Origin of the sequence: Lentzea sp. NPDC092896 (genome assembly GCF_044754905.1) — a bacterium.
Taxonomy (GTDB): domain Bacteria; phylum Actinomycetota; class Actinomycetes; order Mycobacteriales; family Pseudonocardiaceae; genus Lentzea.
The window spans coordinates 36,492-59,404 of record NZ_JBIVPX010000009.1 but is presented as its reverse complement, the minus strand read 5'-3'; the positions used below and the strand labels follow the sequence as shown (position 1 = coordinate 59,404).

The 22,913-nt window shown below is 68.6% G+C and carries 23 protein-coding genes; 10 read left to right on the top strand and 13 right to left on the bottom strand.

The window, feature by feature from the left end; genetic code table 11:
• Position 1: 1 nt before the first annotated feature.
• Both ACIQF0_RS35215 and ACIQF0_RS35210 read right to left on the bottom strand, forming a co-directional pair.
• Entirely contained in the window at positions 2 to 640 is a 639-nt protein-coding gene (locus tag ACIQF0_RS35215) for an ABC transporter permease (protein ID WP_360047258.1), read from the bottom strand.
• Positions 637 to 1,719 carry an ABC transporter ATP-binding protein gene (locus ACIQF0_RS35210; RefSeq protein WP_360047257.1) on the bottom strand — a complete coding sequence of 361 codons (1,083 nt, stop codon included), beginning with the start codon at positions 1,717 to 1,719 and terminating at the stop codon, positions 637 to 639. The genes ACIQF0_RS35215 and ACIQF0_RS35210 overlap by 4 nt, the downstream gene beginning before the upstream one ends.
• A gap of 132 nt (positions 1,720 to 1,851) precedes the next feature.
• Between ACIQF0_RS35210 and ACIQF0_RS35205 the strand changes: the two genes are divergently transcribed.
• Positions 1,852 to 3,402 (top strand): bis-aminopropyl spermidine synthase family protein, encoded by a 1,551-nt coding sequence (locus ACIQF0_RS35205; protein ID WP_401036934.1) that lies wholly within the window; start codon positions 1,852 to 1,854, stop codon positions 3,400 to 3,402.
• Here ACIQF0_RS35205 and ACIQF0_RS35200 read toward each other — a convergent pair.
• Together ACIQF0_RS35200 and ACIQF0_RS35195 are read right to left on the bottom strand one after the other, a co-directional pair.
• Positions 3,364 to 6,540, bottom strand: coding sequence for an EAL domain-containing protein (locus ACIQF0_RS35200; protein ID WP_401036932.1), 3,177 nt, complete (start codon positions 6,538 to 6,540; stop codon positions 3,364 to 3,366). The two genes, ACIQF0_RS35205 and ACIQF0_RS35200, sit on opposite strands and share 39 nt — an antisense overlap.
• A gap of 225 nt (positions 6,541 to 6,765) precedes the next feature.
• Positions 6,766 to 7,962: an NADP-dependent malic enzyme gene (locus ACIQF0_RS35195; RefSeq protein WP_401036930.1), complete on the bottom strand. Its 1,197-nt coding sequence runs from the start codon at positions 7,960 to 7,962 to the stop codon at positions 6,766 to 6,768.
• A gap of 333 nt (positions 7,963 to 8,295) precedes the next feature.
• Between ACIQF0_RS35195 and ACIQF0_RS35190 the strand changes: the two genes are divergently transcribed.
• Positions 8,296 to 8,895, top strand: coding sequence for a dTDP-4-dehydrorhamnose 3,5-epimerase family protein (locus ACIQF0_RS35190; RefSeq protein WP_401036927.1), 600 nt, complete (start codon positions 8,296 to 8,298; stop codon positions 8,893 to 8,895).
• Here the strand turns inward: ACIQF0_RS35190 and ACIQF0_RS35185 are convergent.
• Complete coding sequence (locus ACIQF0_RS35185; RefSeq protein WP_401037549.1) at positions 8,885 to 9,160, bottom strand: S24 family peptidase; 276 nt, start codon at positions 9,158 to 9,160, stop codon at positions 8,885 to 8,887. The genes ACIQF0_RS35190 and ACIQF0_RS35185 overlap by 11 nt on opposite strands.
• A 101-nt stretch (positions 9,161 to 9,261) precedes the next feature.
• Between ACIQF0_RS35185 and sodN the strand changes: the two genes are divergently transcribed.
• Entirely contained in the window at positions 9,262 to 9,669 is a 408-nt protein-coding gene (gene sodN, locus ACIQF0_RS35180; RefSeq protein ID WP_093592081.1) for a superoxide dismutase, Ni, read from the top strand.
• A 148-nt stretch (positions 9,670 to 9,817) separates the two neighbouring features.
• Here the strand turns inward: sodN and ACIQF0_RS35175 are convergent, their stop codons facing one another.
• Complete coding sequence (locus tag ACIQF0_RS35175) at positions 9,818 to 10,165, bottom strand: DUF4333 domain-containing protein (RefSeq protein WP_401036925.1); 348 nt, start codon at positions 10,163 to 10,165, stop codon at positions 9,818 to 9,820.
• A 174-nt stretch (positions 10,166 to 10,339) separates the two neighbouring features.
• Here ACIQF0_RS35175 and ACIQF0_RS35170 point away from each other — a divergent pair, with 174 nt between their 5' ends.
• Positions 10,340 to 10,594 carry a hypothetical protein gene (locus tag ACIQF0_RS35170; protein ID WP_401036923.1) on the top strand — a complete coding sequence of 85 codons (255 nt, stop codon included), beginning with the start codon at positions 10,340 to 10,342 and terminating at the stop codon, positions 10,592 to 10,594.
• A gap of 27 nt (positions 10,595 to 10,621) precedes the next feature.
• On the opposite strand, the gene ACIQF0_RS35165 is transcribed toward ACIQF0_RS35170, so the two are convergent.
• Positions 10,622 to 11,458, bottom strand: a complete 837-nt coding sequence (locus tag ACIQF0_RS35165) for an oxidoreductase (protein WP_401036920.1) — start codon at positions 11,456 to 11,458, stop codon at positions 10,622 to 10,624.
• A gap of 151 nt (positions 11,459 to 11,609) precedes the next feature.
• Here ACIQF0_RS35165 and ACIQF0_RS35160 point away from each other — a divergent pair, with 151 nt between their 5' ends.
• Positions 11,610 to 12,485, top strand: coding sequence for a helix-turn-helix transcriptional regulator (locus tag ACIQF0_RS35160; RefSeq protein ID WP_401036917.1), 876 nt, complete (start codon positions 11,610 to 11,612; stop codon positions 12,483 to 12,485).
• Here ACIQF0_RS35160 and ACIQF0_RS35155 read toward each other — a convergent pair.
• Together ACIQF0_RS35155 and ACIQF0_RS35150 are read right to left on the bottom strand one after the other, a co-directional pair.
• Positions 12,469 to 15,135: an alpha/beta hydrolase family protein gene (locus tag ACIQF0_RS35155; protein ID WP_401036915.1), complete on the bottom strand. Its 2,667-nt coding sequence runs from the start codon at positions 15,133 to 15,135 to the stop codon at positions 12,469 to 12,471. The genes ACIQF0_RS35160 and ACIQF0_RS35155 overlap by 17 nt on opposite strands.
• 186 nt (positions 15,136 to 15,321) lie before the next feature.
• Positions 15,322 to 15,483, bottom strand: a complete 162-nt coding sequence (locus ACIQF0_RS35150) for a hypothetical protein (protein ID WP_360047247.1) — start codon at positions 15,481 to 15,483, stop codon at positions 15,322 to 15,324.
• Between the two features lie 68 nt (positions 15,484 to 15,551).
• Between ACIQF0_RS35150 and ACIQF0_RS35145 the strand changes: the two genes are divergently transcribed.
• The 3 genes from ACIQF0_RS35145 to ACIQF0_RS35135 all read left to right on the top strand — a co-directional run bounded on the left by ACIQF0_RS35145 (position 15,552) and on the right by ACIQF0_RS35135 (position 17,164).
• Complete coding sequence (locus tag ACIQF0_RS35145; RefSeq protein ID WP_401036913.1) at positions 15,552 to 16,148, top strand: histidine phosphatase family protein; 597 nt, start codon at positions 15,552 to 15,554, stop codon at positions 16,146 to 16,148.
• Positions 16,148 to 16,621 (top strand): GNAT family N-acetyltransferase, encoded by a 474-nt coding sequence (locus tag ACIQF0_RS35140; protein WP_360047245.1) that lies wholly within the window; start codon positions 16,148 to 16,150, stop codon positions 16,619 to 16,621. Before ACIQF0_RS35145 ends, ACIQF0_RS35140 begins: the two co-directional genes overlap by 1 nt.
• 126 nt (positions 16,622 to 16,747) lie before the next feature.
• The gene (locus ACIQF0_RS35135) at positions 16,748 to 17,164 is read left to right on the top strand and encodes a DUF5684 domain-containing protein (protein ID WP_360047244.1); all 417 of its coding nucleotides are present in this window, start codon (positions 16,748 to 16,750) and stop codon (positions 17,162 to 17,164) included.
• Positions 17,165 to 17,223: 59 nt separating this feature from the next.
• Here ACIQF0_RS35135 and ACIQF0_RS35130 read toward each other — a convergent pair whose 3' ends face one another.
• Positions 17,224 to 17,766, bottom strand: a complete 543-nt coding sequence (locus ACIQF0_RS35130; protein WP_401036910.1) for a hypothetical protein — start codon at positions 17,764 to 17,766, stop codon at positions 17,224 to 17,226.
• Between the two features lie 160 nt (positions 17,767 to 17,926).
• On the opposite strand from ACIQF0_RS35130, the gene ACIQF0_RS35125 reads away from it, so the two are divergent.
• Positions 17,927 to 19,399: a glycoside hydrolase family 28 protein gene (locus ACIQF0_RS35125; RefSeq protein ID WP_401036907.1), complete on the top strand. Its 1,473-nt coding sequence runs from the start codon at positions 17,927 to 17,929 to the stop codon at positions 19,397 to 19,399.
• Here ACIQF0_RS35125 and ACIQF0_RS35120 read toward each other — a convergent pair.
• The 3 genes from ACIQF0_RS35120 to ACIQF0_RS35110 all read right to left on the bottom strand — a co-directional run bounded on the left by ACIQF0_RS35120 (position 19,396) and on the right by ACIQF0_RS35110 (position 21,567).
• A complete protein-coding gene (locus ACIQF0_RS35120; protein WP_401036905.1) occupies positions 19,396 to 20,211 on the bottom strand; it encodes an SAM-dependent methyltransferase in 816 nt (271 codons plus the stop codon). The two genes, ACIQF0_RS35125 and ACIQF0_RS35120, sit on opposite strands and share 4 nt — an antisense overlap.
• Before the next feature lie 142 nt (positions 20,212 to 20,353).
• Positions 20,354 to 21,064: a S1 family peptidase gene (locus ACIQF0_RS35115; RefSeq protein ID WP_401036903.1), complete on the bottom strand. Its 711-nt coding sequence runs from the start codon at positions 21,062 to 21,064 to the stop codon at positions 20,354 to 20,356.
• An 83-nt stretch (positions 21,065 to 21,147) separates the two neighbouring features.
• Entirely contained in the window at positions 21,148 to 21,567 is a 420-nt protein-coding gene (locus ACIQF0_RS35110) for a hypothetical protein (protein ID WP_360047239.1), read from the bottom strand.
• Positions 21,568 to 21,818: 251 nt separating this feature from the next.
• Between ACIQF0_RS35110 and ACIQF0_RS35105 the strand changes: the two genes are divergently transcribed.
• Positions 21,819 to 22,754, top strand: a complete 936-nt coding sequence (locus tag ACIQF0_RS35105) for a diacylglycerol/lipid kinase family protein (RefSeq protein WP_401036900.1) — start codon at positions 21,819 to 21,821, stop codon at positions 22,752 to 22,754.
• Positions 22,755 to 22,913 lie beyond the last annotated feature (159 nt).

The following is a 22,913-nucleotide window of genomic DNA, read 5'->3' as shown; positions in this document are numbered from 1 at the left end:
CTCACCTCCCCGCCCGTGCCCACGGCGTGAGCAGCCGTCCGATCAGCAACAGCAGGGCGTCCGCGAGCACCGCCAGCACGACCGTCCCGATGAGACCCGCGAGGACCTTCTCGGTGTGGTCGGTCTGATAGCCCTCGGTGAAGAGCTGACCGTAGCCGCCCAATCCGACGAGGGCGCCGACGCTCACCATGCTGATGTTCGACATGGTCGCGACCCGCAGACCCGCGATCGTGACCGGCAACGCCAGCGGGAAGTCGACGGTGAGGAAACGGCGCAGCGGCCGGAACCCCATCGCGTTCGCCGCGGCGACGACGTTGCCCGGCACCGCGGACAGCGCGTCCGCGACCGACCTGATCATCAGCGCGAGCGTGTAGACCGCCAGCGGCACGATGACGTTGATCTCGTCCAGGATCTTCACGCCGAGCAGCACCGGCGTGATCACGATCAGCGCGATGGACGGGATCGTGAACAGGATGTTGGCGAACGGGAAGAGGATCGCGCGCGCCGTCTGCGACCGGCTCGCCCACCACCCCAGCGGGATGGCGAGCACGAAACCGATCAGCACCGGCACGACGGAGAGCCGCAGGTGCACCTCGGTGACTTCCCAGAACCTTTCCCAGTTCTCGAAAATCCAGGTCACTTCGGAACCTCACCCGCCGCGCGGGCCTTCGCGAGGGCCTTGATGACGTCGTCGGCCTTGACCACACCGGTGACCGCGCCGGCGTCGTCGACGACCACACCGAGCGCCGACGGCGAGCTGAGCGCCGCGTCGAGCGCGCCGCGCAACGTCGAGCCGTCGTACAGCGAACCACCGGAGATCAGGTCCTTCTCGGCGACCTCGACCTCACCGTCCACACCGGACAGCCAGCCCTTGGGCCGGTTCCCCTCGTCCACGACGAGCGTCCAGTCGCTGACCGTGATCCGCTCGCCGAGCTTGGCCGTGGTGACGGCGTGCACGGGCACGTCCGCGTGCAGGAACGTGAGCGTGCGGTAGCCGCGGTCACGTCCGACGAACGAGGCCACGAAGTCGTTGGCGGGCGCGGCCAGCAGCTCGGTAGGCCGCGCGTACTGCGCGAGGTGCCCGCCCGTCTGGAACACCGCGACGCGCTCGCCGAGCTTCAACGCCTCGTCGATGTCGTGCGTGACGAACACGATCGTCTTGTCGAGTTCCGCTTGCAGACGAAGGAGTTCGTTCTGCAGGTCCTCGCGCACAACTGGGTCGACAGCGCTGAACGGCTCGTCCATCAGCAACACCGGCGGATCCGCGGCGAGCGCGCGGGCGACACCCACGCGTTGCTGCTGGCCACCGGAGAGCTGGGCCGGGTAGCGCTTGCCGAAGTTCGCGTCGAGACCGACGATCTCGAGCAGCTCGGCCGCACGCGTGCGCGCCTTGCGTTTGTCCCAACCGGACAGAAGAGGGACGGTCGCGATGTTGTCGAGCACGGTCCGGTGCGGGAACAACCCCGCCTGCTGGATGACGTAGCCGATGCCACGCCGCAGCGTGGGCGGATCCACGGTGAGGACGTCCTTGCCGTCCACCAGGATCGTGCCCGACGTCGGATCGATCATGCGGTTGACCATGCGCAGCGACGTCGTCTTGCCACAGCCGGAAGGACCGACGAACACCGTGATGGTGCCCGCCTCGACCGTGAGGTCGAGCTCGTCGACAGCGATGGTCCCGTCCTCGAACCGCTTGGTTACGGCCCGGAACTCGATCACCCTTCGGATCCCTCCGGTCGTGACGACCACCCCGATTGGGCCGCCCTGGATGTAGATCCCAAAGACCTTAACTCGTTCGGCGTACCCCGGCACAGCGTTCCACGATGTGACAGGCCGTATGGTTTAGCGCTTGTGACGATCGACCAGGTTCGGCAGTTGGTGGCGGAGCGCGGCGTGCACGCCCGCAAGCTCCGTGAAGTGTTGTCCCTGCTCAGCGAGGACTGGCACCCGCTGGCTGAACTCGTGCGCCTGCCCGCGGTTCCCCGCCGCACCGTTCAGGACCTGCTCAAGGCCCTGGGCGACGACGCGGAATCTTCAGACGATCGTTACCGCATCGCACCCGGTCTGGTGGCCTCGTACCGCTCGGAGTTCGGTGTTTCCGGTGTCCGCGACCACACCGACGTGCTGCGCCAGATCCTCGTGGACATAGCGGACGTGCCGTCGCCTTTGTCCTCGTTGGACCATGTGCAGGCGACGGCAGAGACGGCGCTGAACCGTGCGGTGTGGCTGAACTCCACCTACGACCTGACGGGCAAACGCCTGCTGTGCCTGGGTGACCACGACCTGACCTCACTCGCCGTCGCCGCTGTCAATCCGAACGTGTCGATCACGGTCGTGGACCTCGACGAGCGCCTGCTGGAGTTCATCGACTCACGGGCCCTGGCCCGCGGGCACGACATCCGGACGTTGCACTGCGACATGCGTTTCGGCCTGCCCGCGGCCGCGCTCGAGTCCTTCGACCTGGTCTTCAGCGACCCGCCCTACACGCCGGAGGGCATGGGCCTGTTCGCCGGCCGCGGCATCGAGGCGTTGCAGGACATCGCGTCCGGCCGCCTGCTGCTGGCGTACGGCTTCTCCGACCGGACACCTGCTCTGGGTTTGAAGGTCCAGCAGGAACTGCAGAAGCTCGGCCTGGTCTTCGAGGCCATCCTGCCCGCGTTCCACCGCTTCGACGGCGCGCAGGCCATCGGGTCCGCCGCGGACCTGTACGTGTGCCGCCCCACCGGCCGCCGCGCGGTGTCCGGCGGCACGCGGATCTACACGCACGGCGCGCAGTCCGTGGAGTCGTCAGGGCCTTCGTCCGAGGCGTTGGCCGCCCTGTCGGAACTGGCCCCGCGGCCGGAGTCCTCGCCGCCGCCGAAGCCCCGTTCCGCGGGGTGGGCCGAGCCCGTCGGGAAGGGCGCGGCGTCGCTGGCCGTCGACCTGTCGGCGGACCCGGGGCCGTGGCTGCTGCGCACGTTGCTGGCCTCGTCGCCGGCCCGGCTGGCCTGCCTGGTGCCGAACAACCACCCGGCGGTGTCGTCGGAGGCCGGGCAGAAGGAACTGCAGGAGCTGGTGCAGACCCGGTTCAAGTTGAAGTTCCTGCGCAACAACCCAGATGCCAAGACGACGATCGTCGTTGCCGATCAGGTGCTCACCGGAACGTTGTCGCTGGGCGAGCGCACGGTGCGCGAGGTCCTGATGAAGGCTCACGGCAAGCTGCGCAACGTCTGGCGGGAAGCGCTGATCACCGCGTCGCAGGGCGTGCTGACCAAGCGGCAGGCCGCGGAGATCATCGACAACGCCCCAGCGGACCAGGACGACCTCGAACTGCGGTTGATCGACCTGCCGAAGCACCGCATCGCGGCGCTGCTGCCGGAGATCTCAGCCAGCGCGGGGTATGTGGAGCGGTCCGAGGGCTAGCACCGCGCGGAACTCCTTGGGCGGCACCGGACGCGAGAACAACCAGCCCTGGTACGCGTCCACCCCGACGCCCCGCAGCACGTGGAACTGGGTAGCGGTCTCCACGCCCTCTGCGACGCACTTGCGCCCCATCGCCCGGGCCATGTCCACCACGGCACGGGCGACGGCGAAGTCCGAGGAGTCGTTGCCCACGCCGGAAACGAAGCGCCGGTCCACCTTGATGATCTGCGCAGGCAGGTCCTTCAGGCGGGCCAGTGACGAGTAGCCGGTGCCGAAGTCGTCCACGGCGAACTGGACGCCGCGCTTCACGAGTTCGTCCATCGACTGGCGGACTCGGGAGGGCAGGTCGACGAACGCCGTCTCGACCAGTTCGAGCACCACGCGTTCCCACGGGACGCCGGACTCCATGATCGCGGTCGACACGATGTCGACGAACTCGGGATCGCCCGGCACCAGGCCGGCGAGGTTCACGGCCACCGACACCGGGCGGCCGTCGGGTGCGGGCCAGGTCGCGGCCTCCTTCAACGCCGTCCGCAGCACCCAGCGGTCGAGTTCGCGCATCAGGTCGCCCTGTTCGGCGACCGGCAGGAACACGTCCGGCGGGAGCATGCCGCGGTCGGGGTGCGGCCAGCGCACCAGGGCCTCGGCGGTCAGGACGGCGCCGTCGACGCCGACGACGGGCTGGTAGTGCAGCACGAGGCCGTCGTGCTGCAACGCGTCGCGCAGCTGGCCCTCGAGGTGCACCTGGCGGTCGGCGGACGCGATCAGCGCGGCCGAGGCCAGCGAGACACGTCCGGCGCCGGCGCGCTTCGCCTCGAACATCGCGGCGTCGGCGAACCGCAGCAGGTCGGCACCGTTGGCGCGCGAGCCGTTCGGGACGGCGGCGCCGATCGAGGCCGAGACGCGGACGAGCTGGCCGTGCACCGGAACGGCCGTGCGCAGCAACGAGGCGACGCGGGTGGCCAGGGCGTCGACGCCGCCGACCGAGTCGATGTCCTCGCAGATGATCACGTACTCGTCGCCGGACAGGCGGGCGGCGGTGCAGCCGTCAGGAAGGCCGCCTTCGAGCCGTCGTGCCAGAGCGACCAGCAGCTCGTCGCCGGCGTCGTGGCCGAGGGAGTCGTTGACGCGCTTGAAGTTGTCGATGTCGCAGAAGAACACGGCGACCTTCGAACGGCCGGGGCCCTCCAGCAGCTTGCCGAGGATCTCCTTCACCAGCGCGCGGTTCGGGAGGCCGGTCAGCTCGTCGTGGGTCGCCTGGTGGCGCAACGCCTCGGCGGCGCGGCGGCGCTCGGTGATGTCCAGGAACACGATCAGCCAGAAGCGGCGGCCGTCGTCCTGCACGGACAGGGCGATGTGCAGCTCGCAGTAGACCTTCTCGCCGTCCGGGCGGACGAGGATGCGCTGCGGGATCTTCTGCGTGCGTTCGGCGGCCCACTGCAGGCCTGGTGAGGTGTCCTCGGGGTGGGTGAGCTGTTCGGCGGTCATGCCGCGCAGCTGCTCCAGCTCCATGCCGAGCAGGTCGCACAACGCGTCGTTGGCGTCGACCAGCCGCTCGCCCTCGTCGAACAGGCCGATGCCGACCGGCGTCACGGACACGAGGTCGGTGAAGCGCTGCGAGGAACGCTTCATGCGCGCCTCGGCGGCCCGTTGCTCGGTGACGTCCTGGGCGGTGCCGACGGCCAGCTGCTTGCCGCGCGCGTCGTGGACGATCATGCCGTGGCAGCGGAAGATGCGCGGCGAGCCGTCCGGGCGCACCACGCGGTGCTCGAACTGCGACGCGACCTCGTCCACCACCAGCTGGCGGCACAGGTCGTCGACCCAGCCGCGGTCCTCGGGGTGCACGAGGTCCAGGTACGCCTGGTAGCTGCCGGGGAGTTCCGCGGGCAGGCCGAAGAGCTCGCGCAGCATGTCCGACCAGACGACCTCGCCGGTGCTCGGGTTCCACTCCCACATGCCGAGGCGCGCGGCCTGCTGCGCGTCCGCCAGCCGTCTGCGGTCCTCGCGCATCTGACGTTCCAGGGCACGCGCTTCGGTGACGTCCTGGATGGTGCCGTGGTAGCGCTCGATGCGGCCGGACGGCGCGATCTCCGCGCGGGCCCGGCACATGTAGACGCGCTCGCCGACCTCGCTGCGGACCTCCACCTCGACCGGCGCGTTGTCCTGGGTGTGCAGCAGCTGGTGCCGCAACGCCTTGACGGCCTCGCGGTCGTCCGGGTGCACGCCGCTGAGCAGGTCCTCGTCCGGCGTCATGCCGAGCTCGGCGAACATCTCCATCAGCACTTCGCTGCGGTGCACGGCGCGTGTGCCGGTCTCGTACGCCCAGCTGCCGATGCGGGCGATGCGCTGCGCCTCCAGCAGCCGCGCCCGTTCCTGGGCGAGGTCGGTGGCCGCGCGCTTGGCCTCGGTGATGTCGCGGATGTAGCCGGTGATCTTGTCCAGGCTGCCGGCGTCGTCCAGTCTCGCCTCGGCGACCCCGCGGATCCACCGCAGCTGGCCGTCCGGGCGGACGATCCGGTACTCGATGTCGATCGGGTCGCCGGTGATCTCGCGACCGTGCCAGTACGTCTCGACCATGTGGTAGTCGTCCGGGTGGACGACGTCCAGAACGGCCTGCGCACCGGGCACGACGGCGCCGCGTTCGAGGCCGAGCAGTTCGTAGTGCGTGTCCGACCAGACGGTCAGGCCGGTCCCGGGGTCGAACTCCCAGGAGCCGAGCTCCGCGACCCGCTGCACCTTGCGCAGCCGGCGTTGTTCGTCGCGCAGTTCGTCCGCGGCGGCGGCGAGGTCGGAGACGTCGATCAGCAGGACGGCCTGCAGGCCCGTTCCCGGAACGGCGTGGCGGGCGACGCGCACCGGCAGTTCGGTGCCGTCCACGCGCAGCAGCCGCAGGTCGGAGGTGTTGCCGAGGAGCAGCTCACCGAGCGGGTGCCCGACGAGGTCGTCGGCTCCCTGCGCGGCCGCGAGCTCCACGGCGGCGGGGTTCGCCTGCATGACGACACCCTTGGCGTCCACGAGCAACGACGGCGCGTCGGGCAGGGTCAGCCCGTCCAGCGTCATCGGAGGTTTCCCGGACGTCGGGACAGCCGTCCGTGCACGGCCGTTCACCACCGTCGCGCGTCCCACCCACTTGGGCACCGGCCCACCCTCTCCCGCATCCACCGCCCGCGGCAATTCGGGTGGGCACGACAACGGCACCCGAACGGCGGCAAACACGAACCCTCTCCTCGAGTGAACACCCGAGGAGAGGGACGGTAGCGCTTCAGAGCGTCATCGCCCACCCCTGCACGGGTTAACGAAAAGCCACGGTCGTGGTTCCGGTACCCGTGAAGATGCAAATGAGTGGCGAATACAAGAGCCGGATCAGGCGACTCCGTCGGCCTTCGCCGCCACGGCCACAGCCGCCGCGACCTCGGGTCCGACCCGCGGGTCCAATGCCGAGGGAACAATTCGGTCTGGGCCCAAATCATCCTTCGCGACGGCGAGAATGGCATCCGCGGCCGCGAGTTTCATGCCTTCCGTGATCCGTCGCGCACCCGAGTCGAGAGCCCCGCGGAAAATGCCGGGGAACGCGAGCACGTTGTTGATCTGGTTCGGGAAGTCGCTGCGGCCGGTCGCCACGATCGCGGCGTGGCGGGCGGCGACCTCCGGGTGCACCTCGGGGTCCGGGTTCGACAGCGCGAAGACGATCGAGTCGCTCGCCATGCTCGCGATGAGGTCCTCGGAGACCTTGGAGGACGACACGCCGATGAAGACGTCGGCGCCGCGCAGGGCCACGTCGATGCCGCCGTCGAGGTTGCTGGAGTTCGTGACCGCCGCGATCTCCTCCTTGACGGGGTTGAGACCGGCCCGGCCCGTGCGCACGATGCCGCGCGAGTCCAGCAGCGTGATGTCGCCGGCGCCGGCGGCGATGAGGATCTTGGCGATCGCGATGCCCGCGGCACCCGCACCGGAGATGACCACCCGCTGGTCGCCGATGTTCTTGCTGAGGACCGTGTTCGCGCCGTTGAGCGCGGCGAGCGACACGACCGCCGTGCCGTGCTGGTCGTCGTGCATGACCGGGCAGTCGAGCGCCTCGATCAGCTTCTGCTCCAGCTCGAAGCAGCGCGGCGCGGAGACGTCCTCCAGGTTGACCGCGCCGAACGACGGGCGGAGCCGGACGAGCGTCTCGACGATCTCGTCCACGTCCGTCGTGTTGAGCACGAGCGGGATGGAGTCGAGGCCGCCGAACGTCTTGAACAGCGCGGACTTGCCCTCCATGACGGGCAGCGACGCGCTCGGGCCGATGTCACCGAGACCGAGCACCGCGGTGCCGTCGCTGACGACGACGACCAGGCGGTGCGCCCACGTGTACTTCGCGGCGAGGCTCGCGTCCTCCGCGATGGCCTTGCTCACTCGTGCGACACCAGGGGTGTACGCGATCGACAGCGCCTTCGGGTCAGCGAGCGAGGCGGTCGCGCCGACCTCGAGCTTCCCGCCCAGGTGCGCGGTGAAGATCTCCTCGTCCGTCAACTGCGTCGGATCGGAGTTCTCGGTACGGGCTTCGTTCACTGCTGTCACGGCGTCCCTCCTGCGGTGCGGGCGGCGTATTGGCCCCAACTGGGCTCATCACCAAACGGCGCACCGGCCCAGCGTTGTCACGCCGGGTACACGGGGCCTGGAAACTCGGTCAACGACCTCCGACGAGTTGCGTCGGAGAAGTGCCCGAGTGTTGCGGGTGACGGGAAGTGTGGCAGGGTCCCGCGTCGCTGTCTGCGGCGGGGATCACACTTTTTCCGCAGGTCAGAGGGCATGTAGCAAGACGTCCGTCCGGTTTTCTGCACCGACCGGTCAGTTTCTGCAGGCAGGAAGCACCCGATCGGTCAAGAAAGATTGACGCCTTAGAGTGACGGCATGCAGGCGAGTTCGCTGAAAATTGACGGCGCGTTCGAGTTCACCCCTCGGACATTTCCCGACGACCGCGGCGTGTTCGTCTCGCCGTACCAGGAGGCCGCCTTCACCGAGGCGGTCGGCCACCCCCTCCGGGTCGCCCAGACCAACCACAGCGTCTCCCGCGCGGGGACGATCCGCGGCATCCACTACGCGGACGTCCCGCCGTCCCAGGCGAAGTACGTCTTCTGCCCGCGCGGCTCGTTCATCGACGTGATCGTGGACATCCGCGTCGGCTCCCCCACGTTCGGCCAGTGGGACGCCGTGCTGGTGAACGCCGAGAAGTGCAACGCGGTCTACCTGGCGGAGGGCCTCGGCCACGCCATGATCGCGCTGGAAGACGACACGACGATGAACTACCTCTGCTCCACCGTCTACAACCCGTCCGGCGAACACGGCCTGACGCCGCTCGACCCCGCTCTCGACCTCCCGTGGCCGCGCGAGCTCGAGTTCCTGCTGTCGGAGAAGGACACCTCGGCCCCCACCCTCGCCGAGGCCTACGAGGCCGGTGTCCTGCCGCGCTACGACGACTGCCTGGCCCTGTACGCGTCGCTCAAAGCCTGAAAGCAGGCCTCGGCCATAGTCGAGCTTTGACGACTCCGAGCACCTCCGCAGGTCCGAGGTGCTCGGAGTCCGTGCTCGCGTACGGGTTGTCGCCCACCACGTGCCACCCGCCGTCCACTTCGTGAGAGGCGCGCTTCACCGACAACTGACCGGGCCGACTCGCCCACGTGACGAGCACGACCTGCCCTGGCTTGGGCCTCACACCCCACCTGACCAGCACGACGTCCTCGTCCCTGAGGGCAGGCACCATGGACGGACCCCGCACGAGCACGGTGGAAAGACGCGGTCTCAACGATCACCCTTCGATCAGCCGGAGTAGGGTTCTCCCCGTCGGAGCATCCACTGTTTTTCATTCTGGGAGGAACGATGCGACTCGTGTCGCGCATTCTCCGCCCACGCGTTGAGGCGACCGCGCACTGCGATCTCCCCTGCGGCGTGTACGACCCGGCCCAGGCCCGGATCGAGGCCGAGTCGGTCAAGGCGGTCCAGGAGAAGTACCAGGCGAACGAGGACCCGGAGTTCCGGGAGCGCGCCATCCTGATCAAGGAGCAGCGCAGCGAGCTCGTCAAGCACCACCTGTGGGTGCTGTGGACGGACTACTTCAAGCCGCCTCACTTCGAGAAGTACCCCGAGCTGCACGACCTGTTCAACCGCGCCACCAAGGCCGCGGGCGCGGGCGGCACGAAGGCGTCCATGGACCCGGCCTCGGGTCAGGCGCTTCTCGACCTGATCGCGCAGATCGACAAGATCTTCTGGGAGACCAAGCAGGGCTGAGCCCACGGCCTTGCAGAACGACGCTGACCCGCGAGATCGCTTTCGCAGGTCAGCGTCGTTCGTCGTCTCCTGGGTCGCTCAACGGCCCCCAGGCGGCCCACGTTCGTCCTCTGTGGACCGACGGCCGATTCGGCCGTACGCGCTCGGGCTAGCCCTCCAGCTTCCCGATCTGGAGCGTCCCCGCCTCCGCGCCGGTCACCACGACCCGTACGTTCTTGAGCTTCTCGTTGTGCACGACCGAGCACCCGAACGCGTTGCCCGACCTGATCACCACGTGCTCAGGGCAGCTCATCTGGCTGCTCGACCCCGGTAGCTCACCCCGTTCGCCCAGCACCCGCTGCACCCGATTGGCGAGCTCAGCGCTGTTGAACGTCATCTCCTGCCGCGCCACGACCGGCAGCCCCGAGGACGACAGGACCTTCGCCGTCAGCACGACGGCACAAATGGCGATCACCACGGCGGACGCGGCCACCGCGAACTGTGCGCTCCGACTCATCACGGCCATTTCATAGCCGATCAGGTCCGAGGGCGGAGGTCGATCGGACAAACACCGTTCACGACGTCGTGGGCGAGGGCGCGGCAGGATGTGCGCATGGCGAAAGACGCTGACAGCGCACGTGATGCCCGCGTGACTCGTCTGTTGGAGGACAACGTGAGAACCGAGCTCAGGGTGACGAACGACGCGCTGGGGCTCGGCCTGGCCGACGACGCGATCGAACGGCTGATGGAAGGCATCACTTCCGGTGTCCTGTACGCCTTCGAGGTGGACTGGTCGCCAGATTGGGTGAAGCCCGGCCAGGTGCACGCCTGGGAAGAAGACGGCGTGTTCTTCGCTCGGTGCGGTGAGTGTCTGCTGGACTCTCCGCCAGCTGAAGACCGTGCGTCAGCCGAAGCCTGGGCCCACGAACACGGGGCCCAGCACTGAGCGGCATCTGCGGAGAGCTCACGGCCGTCAGGCCGGGACGACGTCGGTCGACCGGGAGAGGTCCTGCCACGCCTCCAGGTCCGCGCCGACGGCCGCGAGCTTGGTGCGGATGTCGGCCAGCGTGGAGGTGCCGAGCGGGAGCCGCGCCGGCATCTCGGCCAGGTCGACGAGGGTCAGCAGAGCCGCCGCGGCCTTCACCGGATCTCCCTCCTGCAGGCCGTGGTTCTCGCCGGCCCACGCCCTGGAGGCGCCGCCGGTGGAGGCGTAGTCGTCGATGACCCGTTCCACCTGCCCCAGGGACGACGAAGCGAGGAAGTCGGTGCGCAGCGGGCCTGGCTGCACCGAGGTGACCTGGATGCCGAGAGGGGCCAGTTCGAGGCGCAGTGCCTCGGTGATGCCTTCCAGTGCGAACTTCGTCGCGCTGTAGACGCCCCAGCCCGCCCAGGCCACCACGCCGCCGGTCGAGCTGATGTTGAGGATTCGGCCGCGGCGTGCGGCGCGCATGGCCGGGACCACGGCCCTGATGACGGTCAGCAGACCGAAGACGTTGATGTCGAAGACCGCGCGGGCCTCGGCGTCGCTGGTCTCCTCCACCGCGCCGACGAGGCCGCGGCCGGCGTTGTTGACCAGGACGTCGATGCCGCCGAACCGCGCGATGGCGGCTTGCACGGCCGCGTCGGCCTGGTCCTGGGCCGTGACGTCCAGGGGCAGGGCGAGCAGGTTCGCGGAGTGGCCGGGCAAGGCCTGCTCGATCGCTTTCGGGTCGCGGGCGGTCGCCACCACCGAGTCGCCCCGCGTCAGCGCGGCCTTCACGATCTCCAGACCCAGGCCGCGCGACGCACCGGTGACAAACCAGACAGACACGATGTTCTCCTTGCGGGGACGTAGTTGACGCTTTCCATTACGTCCCAGCAGAACGCCGATTCGAAGGGGAAAACTGGTACCCCTCGTCGTGGCTCTGGCAGTACCACCCAGGAACTGCCGGACCTCCCACAGGACGGCCATAATCGAAGCCATGACCATCGGTGACGAACTGCGCGACTTCCTCACCTCGCGCCGCGCGGCACTGTCCCCGGAGGAGGTGGGACTGCCCGCCGCCACCACGCCTCGCCGGGTCAAGGGGCTGCGCCGCGCGGAGGTCGCGATCCTCGCCGGGGTCAGCGTCGACTACTACGTCAAGCTCGAACAGGGCCGCGCTCGCAACGTGTCCGAGCAGGTGGCCGAGGCGGTCGCGCGGGCGCTGCGGCTCGACGACGTCGAGAGCCGCTACTTCTCCTCGCTGCTGCAGCCCGAAGCGGCGCGCCCGGCCACGACGCTCAGAGCCAGGCCCGCGCTGCAGTCCATGATCCGCGCCATCGACGTGCCCGCCGTCATCCTCGGGCCCTATCTGGAGGTGCTCGGCATCAACCACGCCGGCAAGGCGCTGCTGGACGACTTCGAGGCCATGCCGGCCGCGGACCGCAACCTGGCCAAGTGGATGTTCCTGAGTCCCCGCGCCCGCGTGGTGTACCGCGACTGGTCCGAGATCGCCGCCGACGTCGTCGCCCTGCTGCGCGCCTCGGTCATCCCCGGCCGCGACAACGAGGCCCTGTCGCGGATCGTCGGCGACCTGAGCACGCGCTCGGAGGAGTTCGCGGGCATGTGGGCGGACTACCGGCTCTCCGAACACCAGCACGGCGTCAAGCGCTTCTTCCACGAGGCCGTCGGCGACCTGCGGCTCAACTGGCAGACGCTGCGCCTGCCGGACGCCGGGGGCCAGACCGTCGTCATCTACAGCGCCGACACCGGCTCGCCGTCGGAGGAGAAGCTCCGCCTGCTGAACAGCTGGACGGCGGAGAACGCGGGTGGCCGCCGCAGCGACCACCCGCAGTCCGTCACGCCGCCTCCGTGACCTTGCCCGTCACCTCGAAGTCGGTGCCGGTGGGCGAGATCCCCTCGAACTTCAGCCGGACCTGCTCCTCACCCTCGGTCTCGGTGTCGGCGATGGTCGGCACCTCGAACTCGAACGTGGTCGCGCCCGTCTGGATCAAGGCGTAGACCCCTAGCTGCGTCGACGACAGCGGTCGCGAGGGCAGCGCTTCCTCACCCGAGTTCCGGAGCAGCCACTCGGCGTTGACGTCCGTTGTGGACAGTTCGGTGCCGGAGGCCGGTGCGACCGGTGTGCCGAAGAGCGCGACCGGTGAGTCGACGGCCTCGGACAGGGTCAGCCTCCACTTCAGGGTGCCGCCCTCCGCCACGCTGCCGGCCACGGGGGTGACCGTCACCTCGGGCGCGGGGTCGTCGTTGCGCACCAGCAGTCCGCCGGTCGCGGAGCCGACCACCGCGTTGGAGATCGCCAGGACAGACACCGGGTAACGGACGTCGCCGCTCCACCTGGTGTTTCCGGTGTAGGTCACCGGCACCTCGGCGCGGCTCTCGCCCGGCTTCAGCGTCACGAGCCTGGTCGTGGGCTGTTTGGTCGCCGGGTCGGTGTAGAAGAGCCGGATCACGCGGGTGCCGTTGCCGGTCGCCGTGACGACGATGTTGTGCGTCTGCGTGCCGGAGTCGCCCTCGTCGACCGCCGTGACCGCGGCGTCGACCCGGGCCAGCCGCGTGGGAACCACGGGGACAAGGCCCTTCTCCCAGCCGTAGGCGTCGATCAGCCACGCCTCGCCGGACGCGGACTCGGGAACCAGTTCCAGCGAAGCGATGCGGCCGACGCCCTTGGGCAGCGGCACGCGGACTTCCTGAGCCCACAACGAGCTCGTGCGGTCCGAGCCGGGCAGCCCGGTCACAGACACACTGCCAAGGGCGTGCCTGAGTCCATTGTGGTCGGTCACCGAGACGCCGAACCGGGAGGCCGCGGCGTTCGGCGGAACGGCCAGGCGCAACGCCAGGTCGCTCGAACCGTGCAGCGACACCGGCGCGGAAGGCGTGACGACGCCGGCCTGACCTGCGGCCGACCACTTGAACGCGACCGAAAGGCGTTCGGGCTGCGCCACCGCGCCGCGGAAGCCGACGAAGTGCGGCGAACGCGAAGTGCTGCACCCGACCGCGGCGTCACGGGACGTCTGCTGGCAGACGCGGGCACTACCGGACACGCCGGTGGCACCGTCCGGCACGACGAGCGACTTGCGGTCCGCGCCGATCGCGTGCGAGAGAACGCGGGCCGGATCGGCGGACGGGGCGCGGACGCCGGAGCCGTCGAGCAGCGGCAGCACGGACTGGTCACGGCCGAGGAACAGCCGCGTGGACGCCGCGACGTAGGTGGCGCCCATGGTCTGCTGCTGGTCGGCGGTCAGGCGGGTGGCGGTACCGGGCGTGCACAGCGGGTCCGGCTGCTGGCCGGGCCAGAAGTCGTCGGACGCAGGTGCCTCGGCCTGGCCGGGGGTCCACTCGCTGTTGAAGTAGTTGTGGTTCGCGCCGATCATGTACAGGGCGCTGTGCACGGCGTCGCCACGGCTCAGGCCGCGCGTCTGGTCCACGAACATCTGGCCCTGCAGGTCGGACACGTCGCCGTCGCAGCCGGGCAGGAACGTCACCGAGGGCACGTCCGGCGCCGGGTTGTGGCCGAAGATCGTGGGGCCGATCAGCACGTCACCGCGGATGTTCCAGCGCACCGGACCGGAGAAACCCGTGTCGCCGGGTGGCGGGGTGAGGCTGTCGGTGGCGGCGCGGTTGACGCCCTCACCACCGCGGGAGTGACCCACCAGCAGCACCTTCGACGTGTCGGCTGCCGGCGCGGACTTCACGGCGGCAGGCGCGGAACCGCGACCGGAGGAGGCCCAGTCCGCCCACTGCGCCAGGTGGTGGCGCACCAGCGACGAACGACCCTGCGCACCCGCGTCGGCGGTCATCGCGTCCTGGGCGTTGATGCCGTTGGCGGAGATCGACACCGTCAGATATCCCTGCGACGCCAGCAACTGCTGCGCCTTCAGGTAGCCCTTGTGGCTCGGCACGGCCGTCAACCCGCTGGGGCACGGCCAGTTCATCGCGATCCGGTTCGGATCCGACTTGCTGTAGCAGGTGTAGTGCCTGCCGTGCAGGAAGAGCACGAGCGGCCGCTTGCCGGGCGCTCCCTTGGGCGCGACGACGACGCCCTCCATCTCGATCGGCGCCGCGTACTCGGGCAGCTTGATCGAGTCGAGCGCGTACTCACCGGTGCTGGTGGCGTACGGCCCCGGCGTGCCCGGATCAACGGCGGCCTCGGGCTGCAACGCCGGCAGTTCGGGCACGGACAGACCGGCCGCCGGAGGCTCCGGCACGTCCAGCCGCTTCCCGGCCGACCGCACCTGGAACGCGGAGGGGTCCTTCAGAGCGGCCTTCAACGTGTAGGTCCGCAGGTTGGCCGACTCCTGGGCACGACCGAGGAACCGGTCTCCCTCCCAGAACTCGACACCCGCGTCGAGCAACGGCATCGACGTGGCGGTGGTCCACCGGATCTCGTCACCGGAGACGGTCAGGCCAGGTGTGGAAGGTGGTTCCGGCGCGGCCGACGCGGGCAGCGCCGGTAGAACCGCGGCCAGCAGAACAGGTAGAAAAAGCGCGATTGCAGAACGCATGAGTGGGTCCCCCTCAAAGGACGATCCACTCCGTTCTAGCCACGCCGCGCAGCACACGGCTCGTGATTCCGCCCGGAATCCGCCAATCAAAACGACAACCAGACGGGAGTATTACGCCATTCAGTCCAAAGCCGGGTGTTTTACCTCATCCGGCAATGCGTTCGCATTTCGAGGACAGCCGAAACGTCATCGGTCTCTGGCGTCGTTGTCGCGCTCGTTCTGACTCAGCTTGTTCCACGTCGAGGTCAGTTCCGCCCGGATGCGTGCGACGCGAACCCCGAAGGCCTCGCGAATCTTCCGGGCGTCGACCTCGTCGGGGGCGCCGTGGTCGTGATGCTCGCCGCTCATGGCGGTCGGGGTACCTCGACGGTGTACTACTCCAAACGTGCTCCCCGTCACTCCTTAGGATCAACCAGGTGAGCACCCACCTCTACCTGCTGCGTCACGGCCAGACCGAGTGGTCCGAGAGCGGCAGGCACACGGGACGCACTGACATCGAGCTGACGCCTGAGGGCGAGCAGCAGGCACGCCGCGCGGGCGCCACGCTCGCCCGGCTGAGGGGCACGGACCAGGCACCAGCGCTGGTGCTGACCAGTCCGCGGCAGCGCGCCACCAGAACGGCCGCGCTGGCCGGGCTGGAGGTCAACGCGACGACCGAGGACCTCGCCGAGTGGAACTACGGCGACTACGAGGGCATCACCACGCCGCAGATCCGCGAGCGCGTGCCCGGCTGGACGGTCTGGTCGCACCCCATGCCGGGCGGCGAAACGCACGCGGAGGTGCAGGAGCGAGCCCGCAAGGTGCTCGGCGAGGTGCGCAAGATCCTTCCCGGCGGTGACGTGGTGCTGGTCGGCCACGGGCACTTCAGCCGGGTGCTGATCGCGGCGTGGCTGGGCCTCGCGCCCGACCAGGGCGTCCACTTCGGACTGGACCCGGCCGGCATCTGCCAGCTGGGCGACGAGCGGGGCGACCCGCAGGTGCGCAGGCTCAACGTGCCTGCCTGGGAGGTGTGATGATCCGGCGGGTGGAACCGCGTGACGTCGACGCGGCCGTGGGGCTGGTGCACGAGCTGGCGCTGTACGAGAAGGCGCCGGAGCAGTGCCACCTCACCTCGGAACAGCTGCACACCGCGCTGTTCGGCGAGAACCCCGCGCTGTTCGGTCACGTGGCCGAAGTGGACGGTCGAGTCGTCGGGATCGCGTTGTGGTTCCTCAACTTCTCGACGTGGGACGGCGTCCACGGCATCTACCTCGAAGACCTCTACGTCACGCCGGACCAGCGCGGCAACGGCCTGGGCAAGCAACTCCTGGAAGCGCTTGCCAGGGAGTGCGTCGCCAAGGGGTACACCCGTCTGCAGTGGTGGGTGCTCAACTGGAACGAGCCGAGCATCGGCTTCTACAAGTCGTTGGGCGCCATCCCGATGGACGAGTGGACGACCATGCGCGTCGCGGACGAGGCCCTGGTCAAACTCGGCTCTTCACTCTGAAGGTTGACGGAAGGTCTCGAAACGCTCACGAAACGGGGATTCCACTGAGGACGGGTGCGCTGTGCTGGCAGCGTCCCCGCTCGCCGATCCCCCGGCACAAAGTAAGCGTGGAAAGAAGGAAAGACCGTGGGTACTGACCCGACTACGATCGACCCCGCCGTCTCGACCGGCATCGGTGTCTTCGGAACGATCATCTACCTGGCGTTCGCCGTCTTCGGCGTCGTCGTCTTCTGGAAGACCTTCACCAAGGCTGGTCAGCCGGGCTGGGCCGCGATCATCCCGATCTACAACATCTACGTCCTGCTGAAGGTCGCGGGCCGTCCGGGCTGGTGGCTGATCCTGCTGCTGATCCCGATCGTCAACATCGTCATCCTGGCGATCGTCTCGATCGACGTCGCGAAGTCCTTCGGCAAGGACACCGTCTTCGGTGTCGTCGGCCTGTGGCTGTTCAGCATCATCGGCTACGCGATCCTCGCGTTCGGTGGCGCGCAGTACCGCGGCCCGGCCGCGCTGGCGACCCCGCAGGGCGCCTACAAGGGCTGAGCAAGACCACGAAGGCCGGTTCGCGAAGTCACCCTGGACTTCGCGGGCCGGCCTTCAGCTCATCCGGCGGTACCGGGCACCGTGACGAGCTCGACGTCGTCCGCTCCGGCTGCCAGCACCACCGTCACGACGACGTCCCCGTGCTCGACCACGAGCGCCTGACGGTCGCCGATCTCCAGCGCCACGCAGTCGACGGACACGCCGTCGACCCGCAGCACGGCCGGTCGCGCCACCGCGGCGCGCACCAGGGCGCGGACCTCGTCCGCCACTCGCCGGTGGTCCTCGGCGGAACGCACGTCGGCCGCGTTCGCGAGAAAGTACGAAAAGGCGCTGCGCAACAAGCTGACCGGGTCACGATCGACCATCCGCGACTCCACCGGACGATGGGTGCGCACGAGCGCCACTCGCCCCGTTCCGGACCCGGCCTGATCCAGATAATCGGCGTCCAGCGTCCACGGCTTTCCGTCGACGCCGCCGGTGCCGAACATGCAGACCGAGCCCACCTCAGGACGCGCCAGCACGAGAACGGGGCGGCCGAACTCGGCGAAGACCTGAGGCAGACCCGGAAAGTGGAACAACCTTCCGGGCTCCGCGTGCTCCATGAAACCCAAGCTACCGGCGTGCACAAGCGCTGCTCACGCGGAAATCCACCCCTGTACTTCACGTCCGGCCTTCACTACGATTCCTTGTGAAAACGTTTTCAGAACGTTTCACACGCCGAGCAGCCGCCGCCCTCGACACAAGAGGAAGGACCTCTCAACGATGAAGCGTCGACTGACCGGCGCGTTCGTCGCACTAGCGGTGGTCGTGGCACCGGTGGGCGTGGCGAAAGCGGCGAGCTTCAACGTCAAGGACTACGGCGCGAAGGGCGACGGCAAGGCGATCGACTCGGTCGCCATCGACAAGGCCATCACGGCGGCCAGCGCGGCCGGCAACGGCACCGTCGAAATTCCGCCGGGCACGTACCTCTCGCGCTCGATCCACCTCAAGAGCAACGTCACGATCAACATCCAGCAGGGCGCACGGATCGTGGCGTCCGGCAGCGGCATCGACGCGCCGGAGTCCAACCCCAACTCCAAGTACCAGGACTTCGGGCACAGCCACTTCCGCAACGCCCTGCTGTGGGGCGAGAACGTCGAGAACGTCAGCTTCACCGGCAAGGGCGTCATCGACGGCGCGAACAAGCTGGAGACCGGCGAGAACATCCCCGCGGGCAAGGGCGACAAGATGCTGTCGCTCAAGTTCTGCAGGAACGTGAACATCACCGACGTGACCTTCAGGGAGGCCGGTCACTTCGCGATCATCACCAACGGCTGCAACGGGATGAAGCTCGACCGCATCACCGTCGACACCCCGGACGACCGCGACGGCATCAACTTCATCAACAGCTCCAACGTCGAGCTGTCGAACTCCACCGTCATCTCCAGCGACGACGCCGTGGCGTTCAAGAGCGACTACGCCACCGGGAAGACGTTCCTGAGCGAGAACAACGTCGTCCGCGACTCCACCATCCAGTCGACGGAGAACAACGCGATCCAGTTCGGCTCGGAGACCTGCGGCAGCTTCAGGAACATCCAGTTCCGCAACCTCGAGGTCACCGGTGCCTCGAAGGCCGGCCTCGGCATCGTGTCGATGGACGGCGCGGTCATCGAGGACGTCCTCTACGAGAACATCCAGCTCTCCAAGACCGCCTCACCGATCTACCTGCACGTCGGCAAGCGCGGCCGCTGCCCGAACAGCCCGCCCACCGGCAAGATCCGCAACATCACGTATCGCAACATCACCGGCACGAACCTGACCGCGCCGCGCGACATCCCCGGCGACCCCGAGTACGCCTCGACCGTCTCCGGCCGGGCCGACTCGAAGATCACCGGTCTGACGTTCGAGAACGTGAAGCTGACGGTTCCGGGCAACCACAAGGAGTCCGACGCCTCGAAGAGCCCGCCCGAGGTGTCCGGCGAGTACCCGCCGCGGATCTTCGGCGTGCGGCCGGCGTTCGGGTTCTGGCTCCGCAACGCGACCGACGTGAAGTTCCTGAACAGCACCGTCGAGTTCGAGAAGAACGACGGGCGCCCGGCCATCACGACCGACAGCGTGCAGAACATCTCGCTGAACGGCGTGCAGGTGGAGCGCAGCACCGGCGCGAACGACCTGCAGTGGCGCAAGAGCAGCGGAACATCGGTCACCAACAGCACGACCACGAGCGGTCAGGCGCTGCGAGCGAAGACCGGCTAGACCATCCCCACGGCGCCGTACGTCGACGCGTCGGCGGCGGCCGAGGTACCGGGAAGCTCGCCGTCCGCCCGCCAGTGGGCGGCGAGCACCAGGCCGGGTTCCAGCAGCTTCAGACCGCAGAGGAACTCCTCCACGTCCTGTTTGGACCGCGGCACCAGCGTGGAGTCCATGTGGTCCGCGAGGTCGACCAGCCGGCCGACCAACTCCGGCTCCACGTCCTTCGTGAGGTGCGTCAGAGCGAGGATGCTGCCCTCGGCCAGCGCGGCCCGGTAGCGCGCGACGACACCGGCGGGCTCGTCGAGGACGTACGGGAGGATGCCGACCATCAGCACGGCGGTCGGCTGGGTGAAGTCGATGAGACGGCGTGTCTCCGGGTGACGCAGCACGGCGCCCACGTCGGAGATGTCGGACTGCACGATGGCGGCGCTGAGGTTGTCGCGCAGCATGGTGCGGGCGTGGGCCACGGTCACGGGGTCGTGGTCGACGTAGACGACGTTGCACGACGGGTCGAGGGACTGGGCGACCTCGTGGACGTTGCCGGCGGTCGGGATGCCGCTGCCCAGGTCGAGGAACTGGCGGATGCCGCACTCCTCGACGCACAGGCGCACCACGCGGCGGGAGAAGGACCTGATCGTGCGCGCGATCTCGGCGACGGGGAACTGCTTGATGCTCTCCTCGGCCAGCATGCGGTCGACCGCGAAGTTGTGCGCTCCACCGAGGTAGTAGTCGAACAGGCGGGCCATGTTCGGGCGTTCGGAATCGCCGTTTGTCGTCACCCGCTGCGGGCCGTCCTGCACTGCGCACCTCACCATGCTCCCGAGCGGCGCGAACGCTGGAGGCACGGTAACTGGCTACTCCGTTCGTGTCCATCCACCATTAGTGAACACGCAGGGTGATGGCCCCCGGCCGGAGCCGAGGGCCATCGCAGGGTTACCGCTGGTCAATCAGGGTGTGTCACACGCCCGCGTACTGGCGGATCCAGCTGCGGTAGCTCGTGTTGTTGATGCTGGTGTAGTTCGAGACGCTCGAGCGGTCCGAGGTGGACGCGACGCCGACCTGGCGGCCGTTCGCGAACATCGGGCCACCGGAGTCCCCACCAGCGGCGATGCCGTTGATGCGACGCACGCTGATGGCCTGGCCACCGCGGTAGTCACGACCGTTGGTGGTCGTCACCTGCGTGTCCGCGACCTTCAGGTAGCGGGACTGGCAGTTGATCTCCGGCTGGTTGGTGCAGGTGGCGCCCCAGCCGTAGAGCTGCACGGTCTGGCCGACCGTGACGGTCTGGCCGAGCGGGGAGAACGGCGCGGACATCGACGTGCTGACGCGCACGAGCGCCAGGTCGGCCGACGGGTGCTTGATGATCTGGTTTCCGGTGACGAGCTGGCCGCCGGAGGTCTGGTCCAGGCTGCCCGCGCGGAACGTGTACGTGCCGGAGGAGGCCACGCAGTGCTCGGCGGTCAGGATCCACGTGGGGGCGATCTTGGTCGCGGAGCAGTTCTCACGGCCGTTGACGAACAGACGGGCCGCGTACGGGAAGTTGGACGCGTAGCCGCCGCCGATGATCATCGGCGACATGTTCGGGTCTTCGGGCGCCGCCGAAGCCGTCACGGGGGCGAGGGTGAGCGCCGCCAGGAAGGCGCCCGCGATCGCGGTCAGAACACGCATGGTTGGTCACCTCGGTGAGTGCAGGGAGTGGTTAAACAACCACGCACAGCTTCACCCGGCCGTGTGACCGTGACCACCCTCCGTTAGTCGGCTTTGTCGCCTTCCGATACGTCGTCGAGGCCCATCGCCCACTTGCGGCCGTCGTTGGTGAACAGGAACACCAGCACCACGACGCAGTAGATGCCGCCCAACGAGCCGAGCAAGGGCTGCTCCGAAGGCCCGTAGGCGTACCAGGCGCAGCCGAGCAACAGCAGCTGCGTGACGATCACGGGCGTGCGGGCGCCGTGGTGACCGCGGAACAACATGACCGTGGCGAAGAGCGCCCCGCCGAACCAGAGCACGAGCACGCCGGCGGCGCCGAGGATCGGGCCCGCGGGCGTCGAGCCCCCGATCACCCGGATGACGAGCGCTACGGCCAGCGCGATACCGCCCAGACCCTGCACGAAGGTGAGCGCGGACGCGATGCGCACCGGGCGCGGCGGCGCCGGGGTCTGAGTGGTCACGGGAGACCTTTCCTCACGTTCTGTACTGGTCACGGATCGTAGGCCACCCGGTTGGAGGGCTCTCCCGGCACGTCCCGCGCGGGAAGATCAAGGGGCCTTCAGCGAGCCGGCGGTCGTCCGGGGTGCACTCGGCTGCGAGGTGAACGCGGTGCTGACGGAAAGGAGATTTACGCCACTTTCGTGAGGCTGCAGCCACCCTGAGGGAGGACATGCGAGCCGCGGACGGTCACGCACTGTCTTACTCTCAAGTAGTGCGCGCTCTTCTCGTGGTGAACCCGCAGGCGACTACAACGACGCCGGCGGGCCGTGACGTGTTGGCGCACGCACTGGCCAGTGACGTGAAGCTGGAGGTCGTCGAGACCTCCTACCGCGGCCACGCGGCGGACGCCGCCCACCAGGCGGCGGCGGACGGATTCGACCTGGTCATCGCCCACGGCGGCGACGGCACGGTCAACGAGGTCGTCAACGGCATCCTGCGCGGCGGCCCCCGTCCCGAGAAGCCGATGCTGGGCGTCGTGCCCGGCGGTTCGGCCAACGTCTTCGCGGGCGCGCTCGGCATTCCGCGCGACCCCGTCGAGGCGACGCACGTCCTTCTGCAGGCGATCGAGCACGGCACCCGGCGCCGCATCGGGCTCGGCCAGGTCTTCGCGGACGTCATCGAAGGCGGTCGCTGGTTCACCTTCAACGCGGGCATGGGCCTCGACGCGGACGTCGTCGCGGGTGTGGAACGCAAGCGCGCCAAGGGCCGCAACGCCAGCCCCGCTCTATATCTGTCGGTCGCCCTCAAGGCGTACGCGCAGATCGTGCGCAAGCCGCAGCACTTCGTCGTCGAGGTGCCGGACGAGGCGCCGTTCGACCACGTCGGCATGGTGTTCGTGTCGAACACCGACCCGTGGACGTACTTCGGCGACAAGGCGATCCAGCTCAACCCCAGCACGTCGTTCGACGGCGGCCTCGGTTTGAGTGCGTTGCGGACGATGCGGGTACCCACGGTCGGGCGCTACATCGCCCAGATCCTCGCGACGGGGAATCCGAAGGGCGGGAATCTCGTTCGGCGTGACGACGTGGGTTATGTCAGAGTGAAGTGCGAGGAGCCCGCGAACCTCCAGGTTGACGGAGACTTCCTCGGGATGACCACCGCGGTGGAGTTCCGGGCGGTTCCCGATGCGTTGACTGTTGCCCTGTAAGGAACTTGACAGTCCGTGATCGGTTCGTGACCGTCTCGGTACCTTCCCGGGATGTACTGCAGTCGAGTGACAGCAGAGCGTGAAACCCCAGGTGAACGCTGTCGATCTTTTGGGTGAGTTCACTCACCGGGTCAGTGCTTACCCCTTGACATCCCAGCC

Coding starts and splice junctions, on each gene's coding strand:
- ACIQF0_RS35175 (WP_401036925.1), bottom strand. CDS start 10,165: ATGAGTCGGAGCGCACAGTTCGCGGTGGCCGCGTCCGCCGTGGTGATC.
- ACIQF0_RS35130 (WP_401036910.1), bottom strand. CDS start 17,766: ATGGAGCACGCGGAGCCCGGAAGGTTGTTCCACTTTCCGGGTCTGCCT.
- ACIQF0_RS35150 (WP_360047247.1), bottom strand. CDS start 15,483: ATGAGCGGCGAGCATCACGACCACGGCGCCCCCGACGAGGTCGACGCC.
- ACIQF0_RS35155 (WP_401036915.1), bottom strand. CDS start 15,135: ATGCGTTCTGCAATCGCGCTTTTTCTACCTGTTCTGCTGGCCGCGGTT.
- ACIQF0_RS35160 (WP_401036917.1), top strand. CDS start 11,610: ATGACCATCGGTGACGAACTGCGCGACTTCCTCACCTCGCGCCGCGCG.
- ACIQF0_RS35125 (WP_401036907.1), top strand. CDS start 17,927: ATGAAGCGTCGACTGACCGGCGCGTTCGTCGCACTAGCGGTGGTCGTG.
- ACIQF0_RS35115 (WP_401036903.1), bottom strand. CDS start 21,064: ATGCGTGTTCTGACCGCGATCGCGGGCGCCTTCCTGGCGGCGCTCACC.
- ACIQF0_RS35190 (WP_401036927.1), top strand. CDS start 8,296: ATGCAGGCGAGTTCGCTGAAAATTGACGGCGCGTTCGAGTTCACCCCT.
- ACIQF0_RS35140 (WP_360047245.1), top strand. CDS start 16,148: ATGATCCGGCGGGTGGAACCGCGTGACGTCGACGCGGCCGTGGGGCTG.
- sodN (WP_093592081.1), top strand. CDS start 9,262: ATGCGACTCGTGTCGCGCATTCTCCGCCCACGCGTTGAGGCGACCGCG.
- ACIQF0_RS35120 (WP_401036905.1), bottom strand. CDS start 20,211: ATGGTGAGGTGCGCAGTGCAGGACGGCCCGCAGCGGGTGACGACAAAC.